Annotated in this window: 23 protein-coding genes; 17 read left to right on the forward strand and 6 right to left on the reverse strand. The window is 64.1% G+C overall.

All coding sequences use genetic code 11. The features are described from left to right. Window positions 1-213: 213 nt before the first annotated feature. The 4 genes from secA to N5D48_RS19180 all read left to right on the forward strand — a co-directional run bounded on the left by secA (window position 214) and on the right by N5D48_RS19180 (window position 6,042). The gene (gene secA, locus N5D48_RS19165; RefSeq protein WP_279887178.1) at window positions 214-2,949 is read left to right on the forward strand and encodes a preprotein translocase subunit SecA; all 2,736 of its coding nucleotides are present in this window, start codon (window positions 214-216) and stop codon (window positions 2,947-2,949) included. Window positions 2,950-3,111: 162 nt separating this feature from the next. Continuing rightward, window positions 3,112-4,329 (forward strand): bifunctional glutamate N-acetyltransferase/amino-acid acetyltransferase ArgJ, encoded by a 1,218-nt coding sequence (gene argJ / locus N5D48_RS19170; RefSeq protein ID WP_279887179.1) that lies wholly within the window; start codon window positions 3,112-3,114, stop codon window positions 4,327-4,329. A gap of 139 nt (window positions 4,330-4,468) precedes the next feature. Continuing rightward, window positions 4,469-5,101, forward strand: a complete 633-nt coding sequence (locus N5D48_RS19175) for a glutathione S-transferase family protein (protein WP_279887180.1) — start codon at window positions 4,469-4,471, stop codon at window positions 5,099-5,101. After that, the gene (locus tag N5D48_RS19180) at window positions 5,098-6,042 is read left to right on the forward strand and encodes a Nudix family hydrolase (RefSeq protein ID WP_279887181.1); all 945 of its coding nucleotides are present in this window, start codon (window positions 5,098-5,100) and stop codon (window positions 6,040-6,042) included. The genes N5D48_RS19175 and N5D48_RS19180 overlap by 4 nt, the downstream gene beginning before the upstream one ends. Window positions 6,043-6,175: 133 nt before the next feature. Here the strand turns inward: N5D48_RS19180 and N5D48_RS19185 are convergent, their stop codons facing one another. The 3 genes from N5D48_RS19185 to N5D48_RS19195 are packed head-to-tail and all read right to left on the reverse strand — an operon-like array spanning window position 6,176 to window position 9,718. After that, on the reverse strand, window positions 6,176-6,742 hold the full coding sequence (locus tag N5D48_RS19185; RefSeq protein ID WP_279887182.1) for a cob(I)yrinic acid a,c-diamide adenosyltransferase: 567 nt from the start codon (window positions 6,740-6,742) through the stop codon (window positions 6,176-6,178). Between the two features lies 1 nt (window position 6,743). Beyond that, the gene (locus N5D48_RS19190) at window positions 6,744-8,765 is read right to left on the reverse strand and encodes an ATP-binding protein (RefSeq protein ID WP_279887183.1); all 2,022 of its coding nucleotides are present in this window, start codon (window positions 8,763-8,765) and stop codon (window positions 6,744-6,746) included. Between the two features lie 35 nt (window positions 8,766-8,800). Beyond that, on the reverse strand, window positions 8,801-9,718 hold the full coding sequence (locus N5D48_RS19195; protein ID WP_279887184.1) for a putative 2-dehydropantoate 2-reductase: 918 nt from the start codon (window positions 9,716-9,718) through the stop codon (window positions 8,801-8,803). A gap of 100 nt (window positions 9,719-9,818) precedes the next feature. On the opposite strand from N5D48_RS19195, the gene N5D48_RS19200 reads away from it, so the two are divergent. The 3 genes from N5D48_RS19200 (at window position 9,819) to N5D48_RS19210 (ending at window position 12,672) form a co-directional block, all read left to right on the forward strand. After that, the gene (locus N5D48_RS19200; RefSeq protein ID WP_011535522.1) at window positions 9,819-10,304 is read left to right on the forward strand and encodes a YajQ family cyclic di-GMP-binding protein; all 486 of its coding nucleotides are present in this window, start codon (window positions 9,819-9,821) and stop codon (window positions 10,302-10,304) included. Between the two features lie 113 nt (window positions 10,305-10,417). After that, complete coding sequence (locus N5D48_RS19205) at window positions 10,418-11,257, forward strand: mechanosensitive ion channel family protein (RefSeq protein ID WP_279887185.1); 840 nt, start codon at window positions 10,418-10,420, stop codon at window positions 11,255-11,257. Between the two features lie 170 nt (window positions 11,258-11,427). Continuing rightward, complete coding sequence (locus tag N5D48_RS19210) at window positions 11,428-12,672, forward strand: MFS transporter (RefSeq protein WP_279887186.1); 1,245 nt, start codon at window positions 11,428-11,430, stop codon at window positions 12,670-12,672. Window positions 12,673-12,765: 93 nt separating this feature from the next. Here N5D48_RS19210 and N5D48_RS19215 read toward each other — a convergent pair whose 3' ends face one another. After that, on the reverse strand, window positions 12,766-14,313 hold the full coding sequence (locus N5D48_RS19215; RefSeq protein WP_279887187.1) for an AmpG family muropeptide MFS transporter: 1,548 nt from the start codon (window positions 14,311-14,313) through the stop codon (window positions 12,766-12,768). 44 nt (window positions 14,314-14,357) lie between these two features. Then, window positions 14,358-14,711 (reverse strand): MGMT family protein, encoded by a 354-nt coding sequence (locus N5D48_RS19220; protein ID WP_279887188.1) that lies wholly within the window; start codon window positions 14,709-14,711, stop codon window positions 14,358-14,360. A 153-nt stretch (window positions 14,712-14,864) separates the two neighbouring features. Between N5D48_RS19220 and N5D48_RS19225 the strand changes: the two genes are divergently transcribed. The 5 genes from N5D48_RS19225 (at window position 14,865) to groL (ending at window position 19,614) form a co-directional block, all read left to right on the forward strand. Beyond that, window positions 14,865-15,872, forward strand: coding sequence for a DUF481 domain-containing protein (locus tag N5D48_RS19225; protein WP_279887189.1), 1,008 nt, complete (start codon window positions 14,865-14,867; stop codon window positions 15,870-15,872). Between the two features lie 278 nt (window positions 15,873-16,150). Further along, window positions 16,151-16,882, forward strand: a complete 732-nt coding sequence (locus tag N5D48_RS19230) for a DUF2470 domain-containing protein (protein ID WP_279887190.1) — start codon at window positions 16,151-16,153, stop codon at window positions 16,880-16,882. Between the two features lie 66 nt (window positions 16,883-16,948). Further along, complete coding sequence (locus tag N5D48_RS19235; protein WP_279887191.1) at window positions 16,949-17,410, forward strand: FxsA family protein; 462 nt, start codon at window positions 16,949-16,951, stop codon at window positions 17,408-17,410. A gap of 221 nt (window positions 17,411-17,631) precedes the next feature. Then, window positions 17,632-17,925, forward strand: coding sequence for a co-chaperone GroES (locus N5D48_RS19240; protein WP_003260750.1), 294 nt, complete (start codon window positions 17,632-17,634; stop codon window positions 17,923-17,925). 48 nt (window positions 17,926-17,973) lie between these two features. Then, window positions 17,974-19,614, forward strand: coding sequence for a chaperonin GroEL (gene groL, locus N5D48_RS19245; RefSeq protein ID WP_279887192.1), 1,641 nt, complete (start codon window positions 17,974-17,976; stop codon window positions 19,612-19,614). A gap of 140 nt (window positions 19,615-19,754) precedes the next feature. Here groL and N5D48_RS19250 read toward each other — a convergent pair whose 3' ends face one another. Beyond that, window positions 19,755-20,483, reverse strand: coding sequence for a phosphatase PAP2 family protein (locus tag N5D48_RS19250; protein WP_279887194.1), 729 nt, complete (start codon window positions 20,481-20,483; stop codon window positions 19,755-19,757). A 178-nt stretch (window positions 20,484-20,661) separates the two neighbouring features. Between N5D48_RS19250 and colR the strand changes: the two genes are divergently transcribed. The 5 genes from colR (at window position 20,662) to N5D48_RS19275 (ending at window position 24,370) form a co-directional block, all read left to right on the forward strand. After that, the gene (gene colR, locus N5D48_RS19255) at window positions 20,662-21,345 is read left to right on the forward strand and encodes a two-component system response regulator ColR (protein WP_279805076.1); all 684 of its coding nucleotides are present in this window, start codon (window positions 20,662-20,664) and stop codon (window positions 21,343-21,345) included. Beyond that, window positions 21,335-22,645 (forward strand): HAMP domain-containing sensor histidine kinase, encoded by a 1,311-nt coding sequence (locus N5D48_RS19260; protein WP_279887196.1) that lies wholly within the window; start codon window positions 21,335-21,337, stop codon window positions 22,643-22,645. Before colR ends, N5D48_RS19260 begins: the two co-directional genes overlap by 11 nt. A 106-nt stretch (window positions 22,646-22,751) precedes the next feature. After that, entirely contained in the window at window positions 22,752-23,432 is a 681-nt protein-coding gene (locus tag N5D48_RS19265; protein WP_279887198.1) for a class I SAM-dependent methyltransferase, read from the forward strand. Window positions 23,433-23,438: 6 nt separating this feature from the next. Next, window positions 23,439-24,140 carry a lipopolysaccharide kinase InaA family protein gene (locus N5D48_RS19270; RefSeq protein WP_279887200.1) on the forward strand — a complete coding sequence of 234 codons (702 nt, stop codon included), beginning with the start codon at window positions 23,439-23,441 and terminating at the stop codon, window positions 24,138-24,140. Continuing rightward, complete coding sequence (locus N5D48_RS19275; protein ID WP_279887202.1) at window positions 24,137-24,370, forward strand: hypothetical protein; 234 nt, start codon at window positions 24,137-24,139, stop codon at window positions 24,368-24,370. The genes N5D48_RS19270 and N5D48_RS19275 overlap by 4 nt, the downstream gene beginning before the upstream one ends. The last annotated feature ends 146 nt before the right edge of the window (window positions 24,371-24,516 follow it).

The raw sequence follows: 24,516 nt of genomic DNA on the forward strand, positions 1-24,516 counted from the left end.
TCTCGATACGTTTCATCCTCGCGCACCTTGAACTTGCGCGAAAAGCCCCTATGTTAGTCAGGCCCCTGAAAAACGCTGTGCCAGCATCGTGGAAATCCACCACTTTCCTCACTCTCGTTTCCGGGTAGAATGCTCGTTCGCATGCGGCCTCAGGGCTGCACGGGCGACTCATGGGGCCGCCCTCCATCCCTACGTGTGGAAGATCCTGCCGATATGTTTGCGCCTTTGTTAAAAAAACTTTTTGGAAGCAAGAACGAGCGTGAAATCAAGCGCATGCTCAAGACGGTGAGCACCGTCAATGCCTTCGAAGAGAAGATGGTGGCCCTCTCCGACGAGCAGCTGCGGGGCAAGACCGCAGAGTTCAAGGAGCGCCTGGCCAAAGGCGAAACCCTCGACCAGCTGTTGCCCGAAGCCTTCGCCGTGGCCCGTGAGGCCGGCAAGCGCGTGATGGGCATGCGCCACTTCGATGTCCAGCTGATCGGCGGCATGACCCTGCACGAGGGCATGATCGCAGAAATGCGCACCGGTGAAGGCAAGACCTTGGTCGGTACCTTGGCCGTGTACCTCAACGCGCTGTCCGGCAAGGGCGTGCACGTGGTCACGGTCAACGACTACCTGGCCCGCCGCGACGCCAACTGGATGCGTCCGCTGTACGAATTCCTCGGCCTCAATGTCGGCATCGTCTCGGCGTTCCAGCCGCCGGAAGAAAAGCGCGCCGCCTATGCCGCCGACATCACCTACGGCACCAACAACGAATTCGGTTTCGACTACCTGCGCGACAACATGGCGTTCAGCCAGGACGAGAAGTTCCAGCGCGAGCTGAACTTCGCGGTGATCGACGAAGTCGACTCGATCCTCATCGACGAAGCGCGTACCCCGCTGATCATCTCCGGCCAGGCCGAGGACAGCTCCAAGCTGTACATCGAGATCAACCGCCTGATCCCGCGCCTGACCCAGCACATCGAGGAAGTCGAAGGCCAGGTCACCCAGGAAGGTCACTACACCATCGACGAGAAGAGCCGTCAGGTCGAACTGAACGAGGCCGGTCACCAGTTCATCGAGGACATGCTCACCCAGTCCGGCCTGCTGGCCGAAGGCGAGAGCCTGTACTCGGCGCACAACCTGAGCCTGCTGACCCACGTCTATGCCGGCCTGCGCGCGCACAAGCTGTTCCACCGCAACGTCGAGTACATCGTCCAGGAAGGCCAGATCCTGCTGATCGACGAGCACACCGGTCGTACCATGCCGGGTCGCCGCCTGTCCGAAGGCCTGCACCAGGCCATCGAAGCGAAGGAAAACCTGAATATCCAGGCAGAGAGCCAGACCCTGGCCTCGACCACCTTCCAGAACTACTTCCGCCTCTACACCAAGCTGTCCGGCATGACCGGTACCGCTGACACCGAGGCGTTCGAGTTCGCCCAGATCTACGCCCTCAACGTGATGGTCATCCCACCGAACAAGCCGTTGGCCCGCAAGGACTTCAACGACCTGGTGTACCTGACTGCCGACGAGAAGTACGCCGCGATCATCGCCGACATCAAGGAAAGCATGGCCCAGGGCCGTCCCGTCCTGGTCGGTACCGCGACCATCGAAACCTCCGAGCACATGTCCAACCTGCTCAAGAAGGAAGGTATCGATCACAAGGTCCTGAACGCCAAGTACCACGAGAAGGAAGCCGAGATCATCGCGCAAGCAGGTGCTCCAGGCGCCCTGACCATCGCCACCAACATGGCCGGTCGTGGTACCGACATCCTGCTGGGCGGCAACTGGGAGGCCGAGGTGGCCGCGCTGGACAACCCGACCGCCGAACAGATCGCCCAGATCAAGGCCGACTGGCAGAAGCGTCACCAGCAGGTACTGGAGGCCGGTGGCCTGCACGTGATCGCCTCCGAGCGCCACGAATCGCGTCGTATCGACAACCAGTTGCGTGGCCGTGCCGGCCGTCAGGGCGACGCCGGTTCCAGCCGCTTCTACCTGTCGCTGGAAGACAGCCTGATGCGCATCTTCGCCTCCGACCGGGTGAAGAACTTCATGAAGGCGCTCGGCATGCAGTCCGGCGAGGCCATCGAGCACCGCATGGTGACCAACGCGATCGAGAAGGCGCAGCGCAAGGTCGAAGGCCGTAACTTCGACATCCGCAAGCAACTGCTCGAATACGACGACGTGGCCAACGAACAGCGCAAGGTGATCTACCACATGCGCAACAGCCTGCTCGCCGCCGACAACATCGGCGACACCATCGGTGAATTCCGCCAGGAAGTGCTCGATGCCACCATCAGCCAGCACATCCCGCCGCAATCGCTGCCCGAGCAGTGGGACGTGGCCGGCCTGGAGGCCTCGCTGGCCAGCGATTTCGCCATGAAGCTGCCGATCCAGCAGTGGCTCGACGAGGACGACAAGCTCTACGAAGAGACCCTGCGCGAGAAGCTGATGAGCGAGATCACCAGCGCCTACAACGAGAAAGAGGACCAGGCCGGCGAGGACGCGCTGCGTACCTTCGAGAAGCAGATCCTGCTGCGCGTGCTGGACGATCTGTGGAAAGACCACCTGTCGACCATGGATCACCTGCGCCACGGTATTCACCTGCGTGGCTATGCGCAGAAGAACCCGAAGCAGGAGTACAAGCGCGAGTCGTTCACCCTGTTCCAGGAACTGCTGGACTCGATCAAGCGCGACACCATCCGCGTACTGTCGCACGTCCAGGTGCGTCGCGAAGATCCGGTCGAGGAAGAAGCGCGTCTGCGCCGCGAGGCCGAGGAACTCGCCAGCCGCATGCAGTTCCAGCATGCCGCCGCGCCGGGCCTGGAAGGCGCGCAGGCGGCCGAGGAGGGCGCTGAAGTCGCCGTGGCCTCGGCACCGGTTCGCAACGACATGAAGCTGGGCCGCAACGAGCCGTGCTGGTGTGGTTCGGGCAAGAAGTTCAAGCATTGCCATGGTCAGATTGAATGATCTGAATTCGCCACTGGCTTGAGATCCCGGGGCTGCGTTGCAGCCCTGCGCGGCACAAGGCCGCTCCTACAGGAATCGCAAGAACCCTGTAGGAGCGGCCTTGTGCCGCGAAAGGGGCGCAAAGCGCCCCCTAATTCCCCACAATTTTCTAGGAGCGCTCTAATGGCTGTTGGTCTTGGTCCCCTGCCCACCCTGCATCCGGTTCCCGGTTTCGAACTCGGTATCGCCTCGGCGGGCATCAAGCGCCCCGGGCGCAAGGATGTGGTGGTGATGCGCTGCGCCGAAGGCTCCAGCGTCGCCGGCGTGTTCACCCTCAACGCCTTCTGCGCGGCGCCTGTCATTCTTGCCAAGCAGCGCGTGCAGGGTACCGTGCGCTACCTGCTGACCAACACCGGTAACGCCAATGCCGGCACTGGCGCGCCAGGCCTGGCCGCGGCCGAGCGCACCTGCGCCAAGCTGGCCGAGCTGGCCGGCGTGCCGGCTGAATCCGTGCTGCCGTTCTCCACCGGCGTTATCGGCGAGCCGCTGCCAGTCGAGAAGATCGAAGGCGCGCTGCAGGCTGCCCTGGACAACCTGTCGGAAAACCACTGGGCCGAAGCCGCCACCGGCATCATGACCACCGACACCCTGCCCAAGGGCGCCAGCCGCCAGTTCCAGTTCGACGGCAAGACCATCACGGTCACCGGCATCAGCAAGGGCGCGGGCATGATCCGCCCGAACATGGCCACCATGCTCGGCTACATCGCCACCGACGCCAAGGTCGCACCGGCCGTGCTGAAGGACCTGATCCTCGACGGTGCCAACAAGTCGTTCAACCGCATCACCATCGACGGTGACACCTCGACCAACGACTGCTGCATGCTGATCGCCACCGGCCAGGCCGATGTGCCGGAGGTGACCGAGGCCAGCGGTGCGCTGTTCGAGGCGCTGAAGAAGGCGGTGTTCGAAGTCTGCATGGAGGTGGCCCAGGCCATCGTCCGCGACGGCGAAGGCGCCACCAAGTTCGTCACCGTGCAGGTCAACGGCGGCGGCAACCACCAGGAGTGCCTGGACGTGGGCTACGCCGTGGCCCACTCGCCGCTGATCAAGACCGCGCTGTTCGCCTCCGATCCCAACTGGGGCCGGATTCTCGCCGCGGTCGGCCGGGCTGGTGTGCCGGCACTGGATGTCAGCCTGATCGATGTGTACCTGGGCGAGGTCTGCATCGCCAGCAAGGGCGGTCGCAGCCCGAGCTACACCGAAGAGCAGGGCTCGAAGGTGATGGCCCAGGAGGAGATCACCATCCGCATCGAACTGGGCCGTGGCCAGTGCAGCGAAACCATCTGGACCACCGATCTGTCCCACGAGTACGTGAAGATCAACGCCGAATACCGCACTTGATGTAACTGGGGCCGCTCTGCGGCCCTTTCGCGGCACAAGGCCGCTCCTACAAGAGCACGCGATCTCCTGTAGGAGCGGCCTTGTGTCGCGAAAGGGCTGCGCAGCAGCCCCAATATCCCGAATCCGCTGGAGCCCAATCATGAGCTATCACCTGATCATCGGCGACAAGCTGTATTCCTCCTGGTCGCTACGCGGCGCCCTGGCCCTCGAGCTGGCCGGCGTCCCTTATGAAGAAACCCTGATCAAACTCAACCAGCCCGACACCCGCCAGCGCATCCTCGCGTTCTCGGCGACCGGCAAGGTGCCGCTGCTCAAGACCGAGCACGGCGTGATCGCCGACTCCCTGGCCATCGCCGAATACCTCAACGAACAGCACCCGCAGGCTCGCCTATGGCCTGAAGACATCGCCGCCCGTGCCCAGGCGCGCTCGGCCTGCGCGCAGATGCACAGCGGCTTCTTCGCCCTGCGCGGCAACATGCCGTTCGACCTTTCCCGCGACCAGGCACTGGATGAGGTGCCACTGGACGTGCAGGTCGATATCGACCGTGTCGTTGCCTTGTGGAACGAATGCCGAGTGGTCGCCAAGGACAAGGGGCCGTTCCTGTTCGGCCGTCCGACCCTGGCCGATGCGTTCTTCGCCCCCGTGGCCGTGCGCCTGCGCACCTACCGTGTCGCGGTGCCGGCCGAAGCGGCCGCGTACATCGAGACCATCTACCAATGGCCGGCCTTCCAGGCCTGGCAGAAAGCTGGCCTGGCGGAGCGTGAAGGGTGAAACGGATTCATGTAGTGGCAGCGGTCATCCGTGGTGCTGACGGTCGCATCCTGATCGCCCGCCGTGCCGATACCCAGCACCAGGGTGGCCTGTGGGAATTCCCTGGCGGCAAGGTGGAGGAGGGCGAGGGCGTCGAGGCGGCGCTGGCCCGCGAGCTGCGCGAGGAGCTGGGTATCGAGGTCGCAGGATCGCGGCCGTTGATCAAGGTCAGCCACGACTATCCGGACAAGCAGGTGCTGCTGGATGTGCGTGAAGTGCACGCCTTTACCGGCGAGCCCCATGGCGCCGAGGGGCAGCCCCTGGCCTGGGTAGCACCGCGTGACCTTGGCCAATATGAGTTCCCCGAGGCCAACAAGCCGATCGTCGCCGCGGCGCGCCTGCCCGACCAGTACCTGATCACTCCGGACGGGCTGGAAGTGCCAGAGCTGCTCAAGGGCATCCAGAAGGCCGTTGCCAGCGGTATCAAGCTGATCCAGCTGCGCGCGCCGGACATGTACGACCCCAAGTACCGCGATGTGGCGGTGGATGCGGTCGGCTTGTGCGCGGGCAAGGCCCAACTGATGCTCAAGGGGCCGCTGGAATGGCTGGGCGACTTCCCGTCGGCCGGCTGGCACCTGACCGCCGCGCAGCTGCGCAAGTACGCCGCCAGGGGCCGGCCGTTCCCGAAAGAGCGCTGGCTGGCGGCGTCCTGCCACAGCGCCGAGGAACTGGCGCTGGCCGAGCAGATGGGGGTGGACTTCGTCACCCTGTCGCCGGTGCAGCCGACCCAGACCCATCCCGAGGCGGTACCGCTAGGATGGGATGAGGCGCAACGGCTGATCGGCGGGATCAATCATCCGGTGTTCCTGCTGGGCGGGGTCGGGCCTGGTGAGCGGGAGCGGGCCTGGGAGGTTGGGGCGCAGGGCGTGGCGGGGATTCGGGCGTTCTGGCCTGAGATCTGAGTAGTTGGGGCCGCTTTGCGGCCCATCGCGACACAAGGCCGCTCCTACAGGTATCGAGCAGTATTCAACGTCTGCGCGATACCTGTAGGAGCGGCCTTGTGTCGCGATGGGCTGCGCAGCAGCCCCAGCAGTCTCAGGCCTCAGGTTTAGGCGCAGGCTGCCACAATACCTCGTCCACACCCTGGCGCCGCCCAATGATCCGGGCCGCGACGAACAGCAGGTCCGACACTCGGTTGATGTAGGCCAACCCCACCCCGTCCAGTGGTTCCAGCGCATTCAACTGCTGGCACCGCCGCTCCGCCGCCCGCGCCGCGCTGCGACAAACATGCGCCTGGGCCACCAGCATCGAGCCGCCAGGCAGGATGAAATTCTTCAGCGGCCCCAGCTCTTCGTTCCAGCGGTCGATCGCCGCTTCCAGGCGCTCCACCTCGGCAATGTTCAACGCCTGGTAGCTGGGCATCGCCAGCTCCCCACCGAGGTCGAACAAACGGTGCTGACAAGGCGCCAGCACCTCGATCAGTTCGCCAAGACCCGCCTCGGCCAGCCCGGCCAGCAGGACGCCCAGCTGACTATTGAGGCTGTCCACCTCGCCGATCGCCTCGATCCGCGGATGGTCCTTGGGCACCCGGCGTCCGTCGCCCAGGCCGGTTTCGCCTTTGTCGCCGGTGCGGGTGTAGATCTTCGACAGGCGATAGCCCATGTCATGTCTCCGTCTTGGTGGTGGCCGGCTGGCCGAGGGGCAGGCGTAGGGTGAAGCAGGTGCCCTGGCCGGGCGTGGACTGCACTTCCATCTGCCCCTTGTGGTTGTTGGTGATGATGAAGTACGACACCGACAGCCCAAGCCCGGTGCCCTGGCCGATCTCCTTGGTGGTGAAGAACGGTTCGAAGGTGCGTTTGCGCACGGCCTCGGGCATGCCCACGCCGTTGTCCTCGACCTGGATCTCCGCCCAGGGCGGGTTCAGCCGGGTACGCAGGGTGATGCGCCCCGGTTCGCTCGGTTGCGGGCGCTGGTGGATGGCCTGGGCGGCGTTCTTCAGCAAGTTGAGCAGCACCTGCTCCAGCTCGTTGGCGGTGCAGGGCACCGGTCCCAGTTGCGGGTCGAACTGGCGGACGATGGCCTGGCCCTTGAAGTCGAAGCCGATGGCCAGGTCGAAATCGTTGCCGGCGATCTCCACGGCCTGGTCGATCAACGCCGGCAGGTCGCACGGAACCAGCTGGCGGTTGCTGCGGCGGCTGAAACTGAGCATGTGGGTGACGATCTTGGCGGCCCGTGCCCCGGCCTGCTGGATGCCATCGAGCAACTGCGGCACTTCGCGGCTTTCCAGGTAGCGGTTGACGCTCTGCAGGTCGATGCCCTGTTCGACGGCCTGCTCCTGGTTGCGCGGCAGGTCCGGCGACAGGCGTCGGCGGATGTTCTGCACGTTGTGCAGGATGGCGCCCAGCGGGTTGTTGATCTCGTGCGCCATGCCGGCGGCCAGGCCGCCGACCGAGAGCATCTTCTCCGACTGCACCATCATCTCTTCCAGCGACAGGCGCTGGGTGATGTCGTCGATGCGGATCACCACGCCGCGTCCGCCACCGCCCATCAGCGGGTAGAAGGTCAGGGCATAGTGGCGCAGGTCCTCGCCCTTGGGCCAGGTGACCCGCTCGATCTTGGCCACCCGGTGTTTCTCCACGCTCTCCTTGAGCTGCGGCAGGAACGGCTTGAGCGGTTCGAAGGCGAGGAAGATGGGCTGGTTCAGCGCCTCGTCCAGCGGCGTGCCGGAAAGCACCGTGGCCTCGTGGTTCCACTGGGTGACGTAGAGCTGTTCGTCGAGGGCGATCAGCGCCGAGGGCATGGAGTCGATGATGCTGTTCAGGTAGTTCTGAAAGCCCGTGAGCTTCTTCTCGATCTTGCTGCGCACCTGGACTTCCAGTTCCAGCTTGCGGTTGGTGTGGCGAGTTTCCTCGGCCAGGCCCTGAGCCTGGTCGTAGGCGCTCTGGAACTCGTCGCGGGTACGCTTGAGCTGCTGTTCGCGGGCCTCGATGCGCGAAAGCATGGTGTTGAACGCGTCGGCCAGGCCGCCGATCTCGTCGTCGTTGCCGCGCTGGGCGCGCAGGGCGTAGCTCTCCTCGCGGGTGACCTGGCGTGTCAGCTCTTGGAGGCGGTTGATCGGTACGGTGATCAGGCGCTTGATCTGCCGGGCGATGACCAGCCACAGCAGCACGCTGAACACCAGGATGGCCAGGCTGGCGGAGAGCGTGCCGGTGTAGAAGGCGGTGGGCAGCTCGCTGCTGGCCACCAGCAGCAGGTGCGCGGGCGGGGCGGCGTTGCGCGGCAGGCGGATCAGCTGGGTGCTGCGAAACTCCATCAGGCGCCAGCCGTCGATGTTGCGGTAGCGCTTGGGCAGGGTCAGCGGGTCGCCATGCTGCAGCTGGGCCAGCATCTGCCCGTCGCCGCCGTAGATGGCGGCGGCGCGCAGCGGCGAGTAGCTATCGAGTTCCTTGAGCAGCGCCGTGGCGTTCTCTGCCGAGTCGCCGGCGCGCGCGGACAGCTGCGGGTTGGAGACCAGCTTGCCGATGGTCTGCAGGGCCTGGGGCGCCATGCTTTCCTGGGTGATCCAGTAGGCGGCGCTGATGAAGGCCAGGTTGGCCACCAGCAGGATGGTCACCAGCAGCACCAGCAGGGCCGCCAGCAGTTTCTGCCCGACCGGCAGGTTTTCCAGGCGTTGACGCAGGGTCATGGGTGAAGAGGTGTCCTGTCCTGTGGATAAGGGCGTCAGTCGCTGCGCAAGCCGCGCGCCTCGAGGTTTGCCACCAGGCGCCGGCGCAACTTTTCCAGGTGCGGCACGCTGGCGCCATGCCGTGCAGCGACGCGGCAGGCGTGGCCGAGCAGGTAATGGACCTCGGTGCGCCGGCCTTGGCGGACGTCCTGGTACATGGAAGAGTAGTTGGCCGCGGTGGCGAGGATCACCCGCTGTACTTCCTCGTGCAGATCGTTGGCAGCTTCGGGCTGGCCACAACGGCGCAGCAGGCCGGCCAGTTCGTCGCACAGCTGGTCGACCTCGGCCAGGTGGCCGAGCAGGCCACCGTTCTGGCAGTCGTGCAGCACGGTGAGCGGGTTGATCGCGCAGTTGAGGGCCAGCTTGCGCCACAGGCGGGTGGGGATATCGAGCGCCCACTGGGCCGGGATGCCGGCGGCGTGCAGTTCTTCGAACCAGGACGGGACATTGGGATTGGCCGGGTCGCCCAGCCAGTTGAAACCGTGGCCGGCGAAGCGCACCTGCCAGTCGGCCTCGCGGAACGCGCCCTCGGTGCTGGAGGCGAAGATGCAGCGGGCGTGGGGTACCTGGTCGGCGACCTCGTCCTGGCTGCCCAGGCCGTTCTGCAATAGCACCAGCTCGGCGCCGTTGGCCAGCCGCGGGGCCAGCTGGGCCACGGCCGGCGCGGCGTCGTAGGCCTTGCAGGCGACCAGCAGGCGATGGATCGGGCCGGGGGCGTCGGCAGTCTCCGCAGGGATCGCGTAGTGGTGGACGCCGTCCTGTTCGACCAGGGTCAGCCCGCCGCCGTGCTCATAGGCGGCCAGGCGCTGTTGGTCACGCAGGATCAGGCGGACCGCCTTGCCGGCGCGGGCCAGGCGGCAGGCCCAGAGGCTGCCGAGGCTGCCGGCGCCGAGAATATGCCAGGTGCTGCTCATCTGCGTTTCGCAACCCGTTATAATGAGTCCGCATTTTAACCATCAAACCCGACGCGCTCCATCTTCAGACCGAGCGCGCTTTTTTTTCTGGAGATCATCCATGCCTTCGTTCGACGTGGTATCGGAACTGGACAAGCACGAAGTGCAGAACGCCGTCGACAACGCCATCAAGGACCTCGACCGCCGTTACGACCTCAAGGGCAAGGGCACCTTCGAGTTCAAGGACAAGGAGCAGACCGTGCTGCTGACCGCCGAGGAAGAGTTCCAGCTCGAGGCGATGCTGGAAATCCTGCGCCTGGCGCTGGTCAAGCGCAAGATCGACGTCAAATGCCTGGAAACCAAGGACCCCTACGCCTCCGGCAAGGAAAAGAAACAGGAAGCCAAGTTCCGCGAAGGCATCGACAAGGACCTGGCCAAGAAGATCGTCGCCACCATCAAGGATGGCAAGCTCAAGGTCCAGGCCGCCATCCAGGGCGAGCAGGTGCGCGTGACCGGCAAGAAGCGCGACGACCTGCAGGAGGCCATCGCCTTGCTGCGCACCAAGGAATTCGACATGCCGCTGCAGTTCAACAACTTCCGCGACTGATCATGGCTCGGCCCGGAACCTTGATGGCGCAGTGATGTCCATCGGGGCCCGGGCCGCCGACTCGTCGCGGTCTGCTTCATTGTGTACTTGCCGTTCGGCATCAGGAGATAAACATGGATTTGAACGCTGAAGTCGATCAGCTGGTCCGCCAATCGCAAACCTGGATTCCCTTGATCATGGAATACGGCAGCCGCCTGGTTCTGGCGCTGCTGACACTGGCCATCGGCTGGTGGATCATCAACAAGCTCAGCACGCGCCTGGGCAAGCTGGTCGGCCTGCGTGCCGACGTGGCCCTGCAGGGTTTCATCAGCAGCCTGGCCAACATCGTGCTGAAGGTCCTGCTGATGGTCAGCGTGGCGTCGATGATCGGCATCGAGACCACCTCGTTCGTCGCCGCCATCGGTGCCGCCGGCCTGGCCATCGGCCTGGCCTTGCAGGGCAGCCTGGCGAACTTCGCCGGTGGCGTGCTGATCCTGATGTTCCGCCCGTTCCGCATCGGCGACTGGATCGAGGCGCAAGGTGTCGCAGGCACCGTGGACAGCATCCAGATCTTCCACACCGTGGTGCGCACCGGCGACAACAAGACAGTGATCATGCCCAACGGCGCGCTGTCCAACGGCATCATCACCAACACCAATCGCCAGCCGACCCGCAAGGTGGTGTTCGATGTGGGCGTGGACTACGAGGCCGACCTGCAGAAGGCGCGCAACGTGCTGCTGGAGCTGGCGCAGGACCCTCGCGTGCTGCAAGACCCGGCGCCACAGGCGGTGATCTCGACCCTGGGCGACAGCTCGATCACCGTGTCGCTGCGCATCTGGACCAAGACCGCCGACTACTGGGACGTGCTGTTCATGCTCAACGAGCATGCCCGTGACCGGCTCAAGGCCGAGGGAATCGATATTCCGTTCCCGCAGCGGGTGATTCGCGTGGTGCAGGAGGCGGCGGTTCAGTAACGCCGCGTCGCTTCCCATCGCGGGGCAAGCCCGCTCCCACAAGACCGGTACTGGCCATGTGGGGGCGAGCTTGCCCCGCGATGCTTTTCAAGACCCTTACACTTGTTCACAGCCAGGGGCCGCCATATCTGGCATATACCCTGATCCTGCCTACCAACCCGATGTCCGCCATGAAACCTCTGCTGTATATCACCCCGTTGCGCGCCTTGCTGTTCGGCCTGACCCTGGCGCTGTTCGAGTTGCTGACCTACCTGGCCAGCGACGCGGTCATGCCGGCCATGCCGGTGGTGGTCGGTGACCTGCGGGCCAGCCCCGAATACATTCCCCATGCCCTGAACCTGTACCTGCTGGGCGGGGTGGTCCTGCAATGGCTGATCGGCCCGCTGGCCGACCGTTATGGTCGGCGTCCGCTGTTGCTGGGCGGTTGCATCTTCTTTGGCCTGGCCTGCCTGGCGACCTTCTGGGTCCATGACATCGGCCTGTTCAACCTGCTGCGTCTGTTGCAAGGCATCGGCCTGGGCTTCGTGGTCACGGTCAGCTACCCGGCGCTCAACGAAGCATTCAGCGAGGCCGACGCCGTGCGCATGATGGCGCTGCTGGCCAACATCGCCCTGCTGTCGCCGCTGCTAGGTCCGCTGGTGGGTACCCTGATGCTGCAGTGGCTGGACTGGCGCTGGCTGTTCGTGGCCTTCGCCGCGGGCGCGGTGCTGTGCTGGCTGCTGCTGTACCGATTGATGCCGGAAACCCTTGGCGTGGAGCGCCGCGATGGTTCGCGCCTGCCGTTCACGCCGATTCACCTGTTGCCGCTGCTCGCCGGCTACGGCCAGTTGCTGGGCAATCGGCGCTTCGTCGCCGGTAGCGCGGCGCTGGGGCTGGTGGGGCTGCCGCTGATCGGCTGGATCGGTCTGTCGCCGGTACTGCTGATCCACGACGAGGGACTGAGCACGATGGCGTACGCGCTGTGGCAGTTGCCGGTGTTCGCCGGGCTGATCCTTGGCAACCTGATCATCAACCGCATCGCCGATCGCTATCCGTTGCCGACGCTGGTCCGGGGCGCGCTATGGCCGTACCTGGCAGGCTTGAGCCTGATGCTCCTGGCGACCTGGTGCTGGCCGACGGTGACCAGCGTGGTGGCCGGCATGTCGCTGTATGCCCTGGGGCTGGGCGTGGCCAACGCGGTGCTGTATCGCATGACGCTGTTTTCCAGCGAGCAGAGCAAGGGGTTGGTGTCGGCGATGCTGGGCATGATCACCATCGCCTTGCTGGGGCTGGGGGGCGCGGTGTTGGCGATGCTCGGCGCGGGCGCGAGCCTGATGCACTTCGCCCTGGCCGCAGGCGTGGCGGGCGCGCTGGCGCTGTGGCCGTTGTGGTTCGTCGTGGGCGGGCGTTCGGGGGAAGGGGCTGTGACACAGTAGAAACATCGCGAGGCAAGCCCGCTCCCACGTATTTCAGACTGAACGACTGACTGCGTGGGAGCGGGCTTGCCCCGCGATAAGGCCGGTGAAGGTCTAGTTTTGTTCAGCCGCCGGACTCTCCACCGGCACCGGCTTTCCCCGCCCGACTTCCTGCCGCCAGTGCAGGGCGATCAGGATCAGCGTCGGCACGCCCAGCAACGCGGTGACCAGGAAGAAGTCGTGGTAACCGAACTTCTCCACCATCACCCCGGAATAGCCACCGATCAAACGTGGCAGCAACAGCATGATCGAGCTCAGTAGCGCGTACTGGGTGGCCGAGAACTTCAGGTTGGTCAGGCTCGACAGGTAGGCGACGAAGGCCGACGTAGCCAGGCCCGAACTGAAGTTGTCCAGGGAAATGGTCACCACCAGCATTTCCAGGTTCGGCCCCATGTCGGCCAGCATCAGGAACAGGATGTTGGTGGCCGCCGACGCCGCACCGCCGATGAACAGGATCGGCAGGATGCCGAAGCGCACGATCAGCAGGCCACCGGCACCGGCGCCGACCAGCGTCATGATCAGGCCGAAGATCTTGCTGACGCTGGCGATCTGGTCCTTGGTGAAACCCATGTCGATATAGAACACGTTGGCCATCACGCCCATCACCGTGTCGGACATGCGGTAGGTGGCGATCAGCCCGAGCAGCAGCAGCGCCTGCCAGCGGTAGCGCGCGATGAAGTCGTTGACCGGCGTGAGCACCGGCGCCAGGCCGCGCCGGCCCAGGGACGACAGGCAGGCCCAGGTCAGCAGTACATAGAGGATCAGGCGCAGGAAGGCACGGTCCTCGAGCAGCAGGTCGAGCATGGTCGAGTCACCGAACACCACGCTCGCCCAGTCGGTGTTGAACATCTGGGTGAAGCTGGCTGGCACCGAGACCAGCAGGATGATCAGCACGAACACCGACGCCAACTGGTGCATCAGTCCATAGCGGGCGGCCGACAGCTGGGTGCGCAGGGGCACGGGCGGTTCGCGCATCACCAGGGTGGTGAACACCGCGGGCAGCATGAGCACGCCGAACAGCACGTAGGTGCCGGTCCAGGCTTCGTGCAGGTAGCTGAAACCGGTGGAACCGAACCACTCGGCGAAGAACAGCGCGCCGGCGGTGGCGAGCAGGGCCGCGACCCGATAGCCGGCCATGTAGCTGGCGGCCAGCGCGGCCTGGCGCTGATCGTCGGCGATCTCCAGGCGGTAGGCGTCGACGGCGATGTCCTGGGTGGCCGAGGCGAAGGCCACCAGCACGGCCAGGGCGATCAGCCACGACAGATGCTTCTGCGGGTCGCAAAAGCCCATGCCGATCAGCCCGAGTACCACCAGCATCTGCGACAGCAGCAGCCATGAGCGGCGACGGCCCATGCCGCCGAGCAACGGCAGGCGCCATTGGTCGAGCAGCGGCGACCAGACCCACTTGAAGGCATAGGCCAGGCCGATCAGGCTGGCGTAGCCGATGGTCTCGCGCGCCACGCCCGCCTCGCGCAACCAGACCGACAGCGTCGAGAACACCAGCATGTAGGGCAGGCCGGCGGCGAATCCGAGCAGCAAAAGCACCAAAGTTGACGGGCTGGCATAGGCAGCGAGCGCAGCGCGCCAGGTTTTACGGGGCATGGGCCAACATCTGCCTCAAGGTTTGCGAAAACAAAGCGCGCACTCTAACCGCTGTGCTCCATCGGGCGCCAGCCATGGCGCGCCATATCCACACGATTATTGGCTACATTCACGCCTTCTGCGCGCAACCGGGCGCGCTGTTCGTCGCCCGATGGCGTGCCGAGGGCCAGGCTCAGGCGCCCACCGGCACCGATGACCCGATGCCAGGGCAGGCGGGTGTCGCTCGGCAGCTGGCCGAGGGTGCGGCCGACCCAGCGAGCGGCGCGGCCAAGGCCCGCCAGGTCGGCCAGTTGGCCGTAGCTGACCACCTTGCCGGATGGCACTTGGCCGAGCACCGAGTACAGCGCCATTCGTCGGGCTTCGGCGTCTTCCGGCGGGGAGGGCGGTGGCATGGACATCACGGCGTACCTGGCCTGCGGATGAAATCGGACAGGCGGTCCGGGCAAATGCGAGTGGAACTCATCGGCATGGTCTTGGGTCTGTCCTTGCTCAGGTTGTCGGTATCTGGATAATGCCCGGCTTTTTCGTCGAATCGAACCCGTATTGCGCTTATGTCTTCTAGAACCCTGCTTTGCCTCATCGCCGCGTCTCTCTGTACCCCCGTGCTTGCCGACACCGTGTGGATGAAGAACGGTGACCGCCTGAGCGGCAAGATCAAGGTCTTCGACGGCGGCAAGCTGCTGCTGGAGACGCCCTATGGCGGCTCGATCGCTTTGGACTGGAAACAGGTGCAGACACTGGAGAGCGACCAGGAGCTGCTGGTCAAGCAGGACGCTTACTCCGGCGAGAAGGCCAAGTCGCTCAAGGCCGCCGAGCCGGGCAAGGTGACGCTGGCCAACGGTGATGCGCCCAAGACCGTCGAACTGGCCAGCATCGAACAGATCATGAAGCCCCGGCCGGTGGTCGAGGACTTGCTGTGGAAGGGCAACGTCGATGTGGCGATGGACTACAAGCGTGCCGAGACCGACAGCGACGACTATGACATCAGCTTCAAGACCACGGCCCGCCACGGTCGCTGGCGCCACAACGCCGAAGGCGAATACAACCGCGAGACCAAGGACGATGTCACCACCACCAACAACTGGAGCGCCGAGTATGCCCTCGACCGCTTCATCACCGACAAGTGGTTCTGGCAGGGGCGTCTGGAGTACAAGCGCGACCAGATCGAGGACCTGGCCCGCCAGCGTACCGTCGGTACCGGTCCGGGCTACCAGTTCTGGGACAACGAGCTGGGCGCGTTCTCGCTGGGATCGCTGATCAACCGCACCGATTTCGAATACCGCGATGGTGGCAAGGACAACTTCTATTCCGCCGCGGTGAAATGGGATTACAACCGCTACCTGATCGGCAAGAAGGTGGAGTTCTTCACCAATGGCGAATTCGGCAAGCCGCTGGGCGGCGTGGCCGACTACTCGCTGGATGCCGAGATGGGGCTGCGCTACAAGGTGACCGAGTGGGCTTCGCTCAACCTCAAGGCAGAGAAGGACCTGATCAAGGGCACCAGCGACAGCGACCTGGACAAGACTCGCTATACCGCAGGGTTTGGCGTTACCTGGTAAGTCGATCCGGTAACGCGCTGTGCGTGCTCTTTGTAGGAGCGGCCTTGTGTCGCGAAAGGTCCGCAACGCGGCCCCGGCAATGTCTGCCTTGTCGCTGAGATCCTGGGGCTGCTGCACAGCCCTATCGCGACACAAGGCCGCTCCTACAGGGATATGCGTAGGTTTTGATGTTCGGGCAAGCCCATACGTGAGCCGGCCTGCGCAGCAGACCCAGTGGCAGGGCAGGGTGATAATGCTTATCTTGTCACCCATCCAGTCCGCCGCCAGGAGCCTATTCAGTGAGTACCAACGCCCTTCGCCCCGCCCGGGAACTGCTGCTCAAGGAGTACCGCGGCGTCCTTTCCACCCACTCCAAGTCCATGCCCGGCTATCCCTTCGGGTCGGTGGTGCCTTACTGCCTGGATGCCGAGGGCCATCCGCTGATTCTCATCAGCCGCATCGCCCAGCACACCCATAACCTGCAGAAGGATGCCAAGTGTTCGCTGCTGGTGGGCGAGCGCGACGCCGAGGACGTCCAGGCGGTCGGCCGCCTGACGGTGATGGCCGAGGCGCGCAAGCTGACCGATGAAGCCGCCATCGAAGCCGCCGCGGCCCGCTACTACCGCTACTTCCCCGAATCGGCGAACTACCACAAGGCCCACGACTTCGATTTCTGGGTGCTGGAGCCGGTACGCCACCGCTACATCGGCGGCTTCGGCGCGATCCACTGGCTCGATCAGGTGACCCTGGCCAACCCCTTTGCCGGCAAGGCCGAGGCCAGCATGATCGAGCACATGAACAGCGATCACGCCAACGCCATCGCTCATTACGTCGAGCTGACCGACCTGCCGCGCGCAGCGCCCGCCGAAATGGTCGGCATCGACAGCGAAGGCATGCACCTGCGTATCGGCCAGGGGGTGTACTGGCTGGCCTTCCCGAGCACTTGCAACACGCCGACACAAGTCCGCGAAGCCTTGGTTTTGCTTGCTCGCACAGACCAGTGGCCGGTTGCGCAGAGCGTCGAGGGTTGAAAACAGGCGTCGAGGCATCCATCTGATGGTCTTACAGGAAGATTCTCTTCCGTCGAGGAATCCTTGATGCGTGCTTTTCTATTGCTGTTACTGCTTTTTCCGGTGCTGGAGCTGTTCGTCTTCGTCAAGGTCAGCGCCGCCATCGGTTTCTTCCCGGCGCTGCTGCTGATCATCGCCGGCTCCGCCCTGGGTGTGCTGGTGATGCGCGTGGCCGGCCTGGCCACCGCCCTGCGTGCCCGTGAGAGCCTGCAGCGCGGCGAGCTGCCCGCCGAGGACATGTTCCAGGGTCTGATGCTCACCGTCGGTGGCGGCCTGCTGCTGCTGCCTGGCTTCATCAGCGATGTGCTGGGCGTGCTGTGCCTGCTGCCGTTCACCCGTCGCCTGGTGGCCGGCCGGTTGCGCCGCCGCGCCGAGGAACAGGCCATGCGCCAGCGGGCGTTCCGGGATGACCCGTTCCAGGCGCAGCCGCGTGATGGCGGCCAGCGCCCCAATGTGATCGAAGGCGAGTACGAGCGTCGCGACAAGTAACGTCACTCGCTCGTTGAAATGAAGTGAAAAAATTTCCTTTCAAAGCCTTGTAATCGAACAAGGCGGCCTCATGTAGTGGTCACCGCAAGGTTTCCGGTGAGTTCACCGGACATGACACACAGGGTTCGCCCCTTGCGGGCCCTGACCGGCAACGCCGGACCGCATCAACCTGCCGGTGCTGACACCGGCCGATGAAAACCACAATTTGGGAGAGATCGACAATGAAGCTTCGTCCTCTGCATGACCGCGTCGTCATCCGTCGCAGCGAAGAAGAATCGAAAACCGCTGGCGGTATCGTCCTGCCGGGTTCGGCCGCTGAAAAACCAAACCGCGGTGAAGTCGTCGCCGTCGGCACCGGTCGCATCCTGGACAATGGCGAAGTGCGCGCGCTGGCCGTGAAAGTGGGTGACAAAGTGGTTTTCGGCCCTTACTCGGGCAGCAACACCGTGAAAGTCGATGGTGAAGACCTGCTGGTCATGGCCGAGAACGAAATCCTCGCCGTCATCGAAGGCTGATTTCCCCGACTTCCCGTTACTCCAAAGATTTCCAAGGATTAAACGATCATGGCTGCTAAAGACGTAAAATTCGGCGATTCCGCTCGTAAGAAAATGCTGGTTGGTGTCAACGTTCTGGCTGACGCCGTCAAGGCCACCCTCGGCCCGAAAGGTCGCAACGTAGTCCTGGCCAAGAGCTTCGGCGCTCCGACCATCACCAAGGACGGCGTTTCCGTCGCCAAAGAGATCGAGCTCAAGGACGCCTTCGAGAACATGGGCGCCCAGCTGGTCAAGGAAGTCGCTTCCAAGGCCAACGATGCTGCCGGTGACGGCACCACCACCGCCACCGTCCTGGCCCAGGCCATCGTCAACGAAGGCCTGAAAGCCGTCGCTGCCGGCATGAACCCGATGGATCTGAAGCGCGGCATCGACAAGGCCACCGCCGCCATCGTCGTCGAGCTGAAGAACCTGTCCAAGCCATGCGCCGACTCGAAGGCCATTGCCCAGGTAGGCACCATCTCCGCCAACTCCGACACCTCCATCGGTGAAATCATCGCCGAAGCCATGGAAAAGGTCGGTAAAGAAGGCGTGATCACCGTCGAGGAAGGCTCGGGCCTGGAAAACGAACTGTCCGTCGTAGAGGGCATGCAGTTCGACCGTGGTTACCTGTCGCCGTACTTCGTCAACAAGCCGGACACCATGGTTGCCGAGCTGGAAGGCCCGCTGCTGCTGCTGGTCGACAAGAAGATCTCCAACATCCGCGAGCTGCTGCCAGTGCTGGAAGCTGTCGCCAAGGCTGGCCGTCCGCTGCTGATCGTCGCCGAAGACGTCGAAGGCGAAGCCCTGGCCACCCTGGTGGTCAACAACATGCGTGGCATCGTCAAGGTCGCCGCGGTCAAGGCACCTGGCTTCGGCGACCGCCGCAAGGCCATGCTGCAGGACATCGCCACCCTGACCGGCGGCCAGGTCATCTCCGAGGAAATCGGCCTGACCCTGGAAACCACCACCCTGGAGCACCTGGGTAACGCCAAGCGCGTCATCCTGTCCAAGGAAAACACCACCATCATCGACGGCGCCGGTTCGGACGCCGACATCGAAGCACGCGTCAAGCAGATCCGTGCCCAGATCGAAGAGACTTCCTCGGACTACGACCGTGAGAAGCTGCAAGAGCGCCTGGCCAAGCTGGCTGGCGGTGTTGCCGTGATCAAGGTCGGTGCCGGTACCGAAGTTGAAATGAAAGAGAAGAAAGCCCGCGTCGAAGACGCCCTGCACGCTACCCGTGCAGCCGTCGAAGAAGGCGTGGTGCCTGGCGGTGGTGTTGCCCTGGTTCGCGCCCTGGCTGCCATCGGTGACCTGAAAGGCGACAACGAAGACCAGAACGTCGGTATCGCCCTGCTGCGCCGCTCGGTCGAAGCGCCGCTGCGCCAGATCACCGCCAACGCCGGCGACGAGCCAAGCGTTGTCGCCGACAACGTCAAGAAAGGTTCGGGCAACTACGGCTACAACGCTGCTACCGGCGTATACGGCGACATGATCGAGATGGGTATCCTGGACCCAGCCAAGGTCACCCGTTCGGCCCTGCAAGCTGCTGCTTCGATCGGCGGTCTGATGATCACCACCGAAGCCATGGTCGCCGACCTGCCGGAAGACAAGCCAGCTGCTGGCATGCCTGACATGGGCGGCATGGGTGGCATGGGCGGCATGATGTAAGCCAGCCTTACCCCCTGTACCAGGAAAAGCCCCGGTTCGCGAGAACCGGGGCTTTTCGTTTTTCTGTACCGGCCTCTTCGCGGGCAAGCCCGCTCCCACAGGTATGGCGCGATCCCTGTGGGAGCGGGTTTACCCGCGAATCAGGCGACGTTGCGCTCGACGGCTGGCACTTCCACGAGGCCACGCCGGTACAGGATCAGGTAGTACGACCCCAGCCCGATCAGCCAGCAGAACACCGCCGTCCACACGTTGTGCGACAGGAAGTGCGCGCCCTGCATCATCCGTCCGACCGACAGCACCGAACCGGCCACGAAGGCCACCGCCAGCGCCACCCGTGCCAGGCGCGGACGGCGGTCGCGCAGCATGAAGAACAGGCCGAACAGGCAGAACCCGGTCGCGGCGTGCCCACCCGGCCAGCACAGTCCGGGCTTGTCGGTGGCAGGGCGCGCCTCCAGCAGCTTGCTGTAGGTCTCCTTGCCGCCGAACTGGGTGAGGCTCCACGGGCATTGCACCTGGGTCACCTTCTTCAGCGGCGTGACGAAGGCGGTCGACAGCCCCAGCGCCAACACCAGGCAACCCAGCTCGCGGCGCCAGCCCACCAGCCGTTTCCAGAAGAAACTCAGGACGAAGCCGACCACGGCCAGCAGCCCGAAGACGATCACGCCCTGCTTGACCCGGTCATGCAGGATGGTCTCCAGCAGGTAGCTGTGGCGACCGATGAACTGGCCGGCAGCCGGGTCGTAGAACAGGTTGGCCACATCCATGTCCAGCGACGTCCATTCGAGCAGGAGCAATGCCGCTGCGGTGACGAAAGGGATGCCCAGATACAGCCACGGATTGATCGGGCGAGGGCGGACGGATGCCTGCATGGTGACTCCAGAGGATGGAAAAGACCGTGCATTGTCAGGCGCCCGCTATCCTGTGTGCGTGAATGATCAGTGAAAAAACTGTCAAGTTCGGTGATTTCGGCCCAGGGCATGGCACCATGCGGGCATTGGCCGTAAGCTGCGCCTGCCGCGCCCGGCGAAGCGCCGCACAGGAGACCCCATGCGCATTCTTTTGGTTGAAGACAACCGCGATATCCTTGCCAACCTGGCCGACTACCTCGGCATGAAAGGCTACACCGTCGATTGTGCCCAGGATGGCCTGTCCGGCCTGCATCTGGCCGCTACCGAGCACTATGACCTGATCGTGCTCGACATCATGCTCCCCGGCATCGACGGCTACACGCTGTGCAAGCGCCTGCGCGAGGATGCGCGTCGCGACACGCCGGTGATCATGCTCACCGCCCGTGACCAACTGGATGACCGCCTGCAAGGCTTCCGCTCCGGGGCCGATGATTACCTGCTCAAGCCATTCGCCCTGTCCGAGCTGGCCGCGCGCATCGAGGCGGTGCTGCGTCGTGCCCAGGGCGGTGGCCGACGCGCGCTGCAGGTCGCCGACCTGAGCTACGACCTGGATACCCTCGAGGTCACCCGCCAGGGGCGCCTGCTCAAGCTCAATCCGGTCGGCCTCAAGCTGCTCGCCGTGCTGATGCAGAAGAGCCCCCATGTGCTGCGCCGAGAAGTACTGGAAGAAGCGCTGTGGGGCGATGACTGCCCGGACAGCGACAGTCTGCGCAGCCATGTCCACCAGTTGCGCCAGGTGATCGACAAACCCTTCGACAAACCGCTGCTGCATACCGTCCATGGCGTCGGCTATCGCCTCGCCGAGGGCCGCGATGGAGTTTAGGCAAAGTCTTGCCCAGCGCATCATCATCGCCTTTGCACTGATGAGCGCGCTGGTCGCCGGGGCTTTCGCCTTCGGCATCGTCGCCACCGTCCACCTGGTGGAGGAGCGGCTGATTTCCTCGGTTCTGGGGGGCGACCTGCAGCGCCTGCTGCGCATGGACAGCGTCAGCGACTGGAGCCATCGGCCGCGCCCGGACCAGCTGTTCTATTTCAGTGGCGGGCGCGACGACTTCGAACTGCCCAAGGACCTGCGCCATCTGGATGCGGGGTTCCACGAAGTGTTCCGCGACCAGCTTTCGTACCACGCCATGGTCGAGATCGTCGATGGCCGGCGCTATGTGCTGCTGCAGGACCAGAGCGATTTCGAGGAGCGCGAGCGGGTACTGTTCGCCGTGGTGGTGGTGGGCTTCGTGCTCAGCCTGGCGCTCGCCGTGATTCTCGGCTGGCTGCTGGCTCGGCGGGTGATGGCGCCGGTTATCCGCCTGGCACGGCAGGTGCGTCACCGCGATCAGTTGCTGGGCCTGGCGCCGCCGCTGGCGCCGGACTACGCCGCGGACGAAGTCGGCCAGCTGGCCGTGGCCTTCGACGACACCCTTGGGCGCCTGCGTGACGCCCTGACCCGTGAGCGCTTGTTCACCAGTGACGTCAGTCATGAACTGCGTACGCCGTTGATGGTGCTGGCCACGTCCTGTGAGCTGTTGATGGAGAACCCCAACCTCGACACCCGCTCGCGCAGCCAGGTCGAGCGCATCGCCCGAGCGACCGAGGAGATGCGTGAGCTGGTGAAGACCTTCCTGATGCTTGCTCGTGCCCAGCATGACGAAGGCGCCATCGCGTCGCGCGCGACCTTGCGCGAGGTGGGCGACGACCTGATCGGCGTATGGCGCGACACCATCGAACAGAAGGGCCTGACGCTTTACTACGATGGTCGGGTCAGCGCCAGCCCGGTACTGTACAACGCCACTTTCCTGCAGTCGGTCATGGGCAACCTGCTGCGCAATGCCGCGCACTACACCGATACGGGTTACATTCGCCTGAGTCTGGAGCCCACGGGTTTCTGTGTCGAAGACAGCGGCGTGGGTATTCCGGAGGAGCAGCGCGAGGCGATGTTCCGGCCTTTCGTGCGTGGCGACGAGCGCCGCGGGGAAGGGCTGGGGCTTGGCCTGTCGCTGGTGCAGCGGATCTGCGACGACCAGGGCTGGCGCGTGACCCTGACGGCGACGCTGCCCCATGGCTGCCGCTTCCAGGTGGATCTGAGCCAGGGCACCAAGGTGGCGCAGGAAGTATTGGATCCGGGTTAACTTTCTGTAACACCTGGCGTGTGTGCTGACAGATTTTTCACATGGGCATGACCTGAAACCAACGCTCACCTGCCTAAGGTGGGCGCATCGAGTCAGGAGATGCCCAATGCGTAGCCCCATCAAACTTGAGTTCTCGGAAAAATACGACCGGGACCATGCCCGTGAGTACTTCCTCAAGCACCAGGATGGCCTGGCCCGTCGTCTTTCCCACCAGCGTGACGAGCAGTTGGCGCGTCGCGCACTGGCGTTGGCCGGGGAACCGGGGCTGGTGCTCGACCTGCCATGTGGCGCCGGGCGTTTCTGGCCGTTGCTGGCGGAGAAGGCCAACCGCGTGATCATCGGCGCCGACAACTCGGCCGCGATGATCGAGACAGCCTGTGCGGCACAACCGCCAGAGGTGGTGGCGCGGGTACGCCCTTTGCAGACTTCCGCCTTTGCGATCGACCTGCCGGACAACGCGGTGGACAGCATCTTTTGCATGCGGTTGTTCCACCACATCGGCGATCCGGCTCATCGCAAAGCGATTCTTTCGGAATTTCAACGTGTTAGCCGAGACAGCGTGATTCTCTCGCTGTGGGTGGATGGCAATTTCAAGGCGTGGCGGCGCAAGAAACTCGAGGCGCGACGCAGCACCAGAACGAAGCAGGACAGCTACCAGAACCGCTTCGTGTTACCGGCGGCTACAGTAGAAGAAGAATTTACCTCGGCTGGTTTCAGAATCCAGGAACGTCTCGACTTCCTGCCGTTCTATGCCATGTGGCGAGTGTATGTATTGCGCAAGGGGTAGAGATTGATGGCGGTAGCCCAGAAAGATTCCAGCCAGTTCGCGTATTACTGGCAGCAGCAGGGGGAGTGGGTCGAGGAACCCAACCAACGGCGTGGCGGTGAAAGTGGCGTGCAGCGGCTGAGCGACGCCGACGGTCACTTGCTGTATGCCAAGCGCCAGGTTGGGCATATCTATCGCAGCCTGCTGCATCCGTTCGGGCGGCCGACGGTGCTGCGTGAGCTCGATGCCCTGCACAGTTTCGAGCAACTCGGGGTGCGGGTACCGCGCATCGTCTATGCCGGTGCCGAGCGTGACGACGATCACCAGTGGCGTGCGCTACTGGTGAGCGAGGCGCTGGATGGGTTCGTCGACCTGGACACCTGGCACGCCGAAGGTGCCCGCGAACGCTATGCGCAGGTGGTGCACGAGCGCATGCTCAAGGACCTGGCCGACAACCTGGCGCGCATGCACCTGGGGCATTGGCAGCACGGCTGTCTGTATGGCAAGCACGTGTTCGTCAAGGTGATCGGCGAGGGTGAGCAGGCCCGGGCCGAGGTTGCGTTGCTGGATCTGGAGAAGTGCCGGCGACGTATTCGTTGCCAGCGAGCGGCGTACAACGACCTGCGTCAGTTGCGGCGCCATTCGTCGTTCAACGACGCGGAATGGCAGACTTTGCTCTACTTTTACCAAATGGCGTTTGGCAGCGCTGTCAAAGGGTTAGAGCAATGAAACTAGAAATCGCTCGAGCTTTGTTCCTGGTGGCGGCGTTGGCGGTCACGACCGCGGCGGCGGCGGCCTGGGAGCAGCCTAGGCCAACGGTGTTCAGCAAGGCTGAGGTCGGTGGGGTGTGTGCTGCGCCTCGTGAGGTGAAACCTGGGCAGGTGGCGCGGGCTGAGCCGGATCATGATCTTTTGTTGTTTCTGTTTGGGATGAAGCAGGGGCTGCGGCCGTTTGGTTGATGTCTGGTCTGGTTTTCGGGCGCCAGGGGTTTATAGATGAACTTCTGGCGTTTTTGCATTCTGTGGTTTGTTGGTTTGTTGGTTTGTTGGTTTGTTGGTTTGTTGGTTTGTTGGTTTGTTTTGAAAGTTGTATGCGCATTCATTTG

This window comes from Pseudomonas sp. GD03858, from assembly GCF_029840925.1.
In the GTDB taxonomy this organism is placed as follows: Bacteria; Pseudomonadota; Gammaproteobacteria; order Pseudomonadales; family Pseudomonadaceae; genus Aquipseudomonas.

Excerpts from the sequence above, each read along its gene's own strand:
- N5D48_RS19200 (WP_011535522.1), top strand. The coding sequence starts at position 9,819 with ATGCCTTCGTTCGACGTGGTATCGGAACTGGACAAGCACGAAGTGCAG.
- N5D48_RS19175 (WP_279887180.1), top strand. The coding sequence starts at position 4,469 with ATGAGCTATCACCTGATCATCGGCGACAAGCTGTATTCCTCCTGGTCG.
- N5D48_RS19240 (WP_003260750.1), top strand. The coding sequence starts at position 17,632 with ATGAAGCTTCGTCCTCTGCATGACCGCGTCGTCATCCGTCGCAGCGAA.
- N5D48_RS19210 (WP_279887186.1), top strand. The coding sequence starts at position 11,428 with ATGAAACCTCTGCTGTATATCACCCCGTTGCGCGCCTTGCTGTTCGGC.
- N5D48_RS19195 (WP_279887184.1), bottom strand. The coding sequence starts at position 9,718 with ATGAGCAGCACCTGGCATATTCTCGGCGCCGGCAGCCTCGGCAGCCTC.
- N5D48_RS19275 (WP_279887202.1), top strand. The coding sequence starts at position 24,137 with ATGAAACTAGAAATCGCTCGAGCTTTGTTCCTGGTGGCGGCGTTGGCG.
- argJ (WP_279887179.1), top strand. The coding sequence starts at position 3,112 with ATGGCTGTTGGTCTTGGTCCCCTGCCCACCCTGCATCCGGTTCCCGGT.
- N5D48_RS19220 (WP_279887188.1), bottom strand. The coding sequence starts at position 14,711 with ATGTCCATGCCACCGCCCTCCCCGCCGGAAGACGCCGAAGCCCGACGA.
- N5D48_RS19190 (WP_279887183.1), bottom strand. The coding sequence starts at position 8,765 with ATGACCCTGCGTCAACGCCTGGAAAACCTGCCGGTCGGGCAGAAACTG.
- N5D48_RS19205 (WP_279887185.1), top strand. The coding sequence starts at position 10,418 with ATGGATTTGAACGCTGAAGTCGATCAGCTGGTCCGCCAATCGCAAACC.
- colR (WP_279805076.1), top strand. The coding sequence starts at position 20,662 with ATGCGCATTCTTTTGGTTGAAGACAACCGCGATATCCTTGCCAACCTG.
- N5D48_RS19215 (WP_279887187.1), bottom strand. The coding sequence starts at position 14,313 with ATGCCCCGTAAAACCTGGCGCGCTGCGCTCGCTGCCTATGCCAGCCCG.
- N5D48_RS19270 (WP_279887200.1), top strand. The coding sequence starts at position 23,439 with ATGGCGGTAGCCCAGAAAGATTCCAGCCAGTTCGCGTATTACTGGCAG.
- N5D48_RS19225 (WP_279887189.1), top strand. The coding sequence starts at position 14,865 with ATGTCTTCTAGAACCCTGCTTTGCCTCATCGCCGCGTCTCTCTGTACC.
- N5D48_RS19185 (WP_279887182.1), bottom strand. The coding sequence starts at position 6,742 with ATGGGCTATCGCCTGTCGAAGATCTACACCCGCACCGGCGACAAAGGC.
- N5D48_RS19260 (WP_279887196.1), top strand. The coding sequence starts at position 21,335 with ATGGAGTTTAGGCAAAGTCTTGCCCAGCGCATCATCATCGCCTTTGCA.
- secA (WP_279887178.1), top strand. The coding sequence starts at position 214 with ATGTTTGCGCCTTTGTTAAAAAAACTTTTTGGAAGCAAGAACGAGCGT.
- groL (WP_279887192.1), top strand. The coding sequence starts at position 17,974 with ATGGCTGCTAAAGACGTAAAATTCGGCGATTCCGCTCGTAAGAAAATG.
- N5D48_RS19250 (WP_279887194.1), bottom strand. The coding sequence starts at position 20,483 with ATGCAGGCATCCGTCCGCCCTCGCCCGATCAATCCGTGGCTGTATCTG.
- N5D48_RS19235 (WP_279887191.1), top strand. The coding sequence starts at position 16,949 with ATGCGTGCTTTTCTATTGCTGTTACTGCTTTTTCCGGTGCTGGAGCTG.
- N5D48_RS19265 (WP_279887198.1), top strand. The coding sequence starts at position 22,752 with ATGCGTAGCCCCATCAAACTTGAGTTCTCGGAAAAATACGACCGGGAC.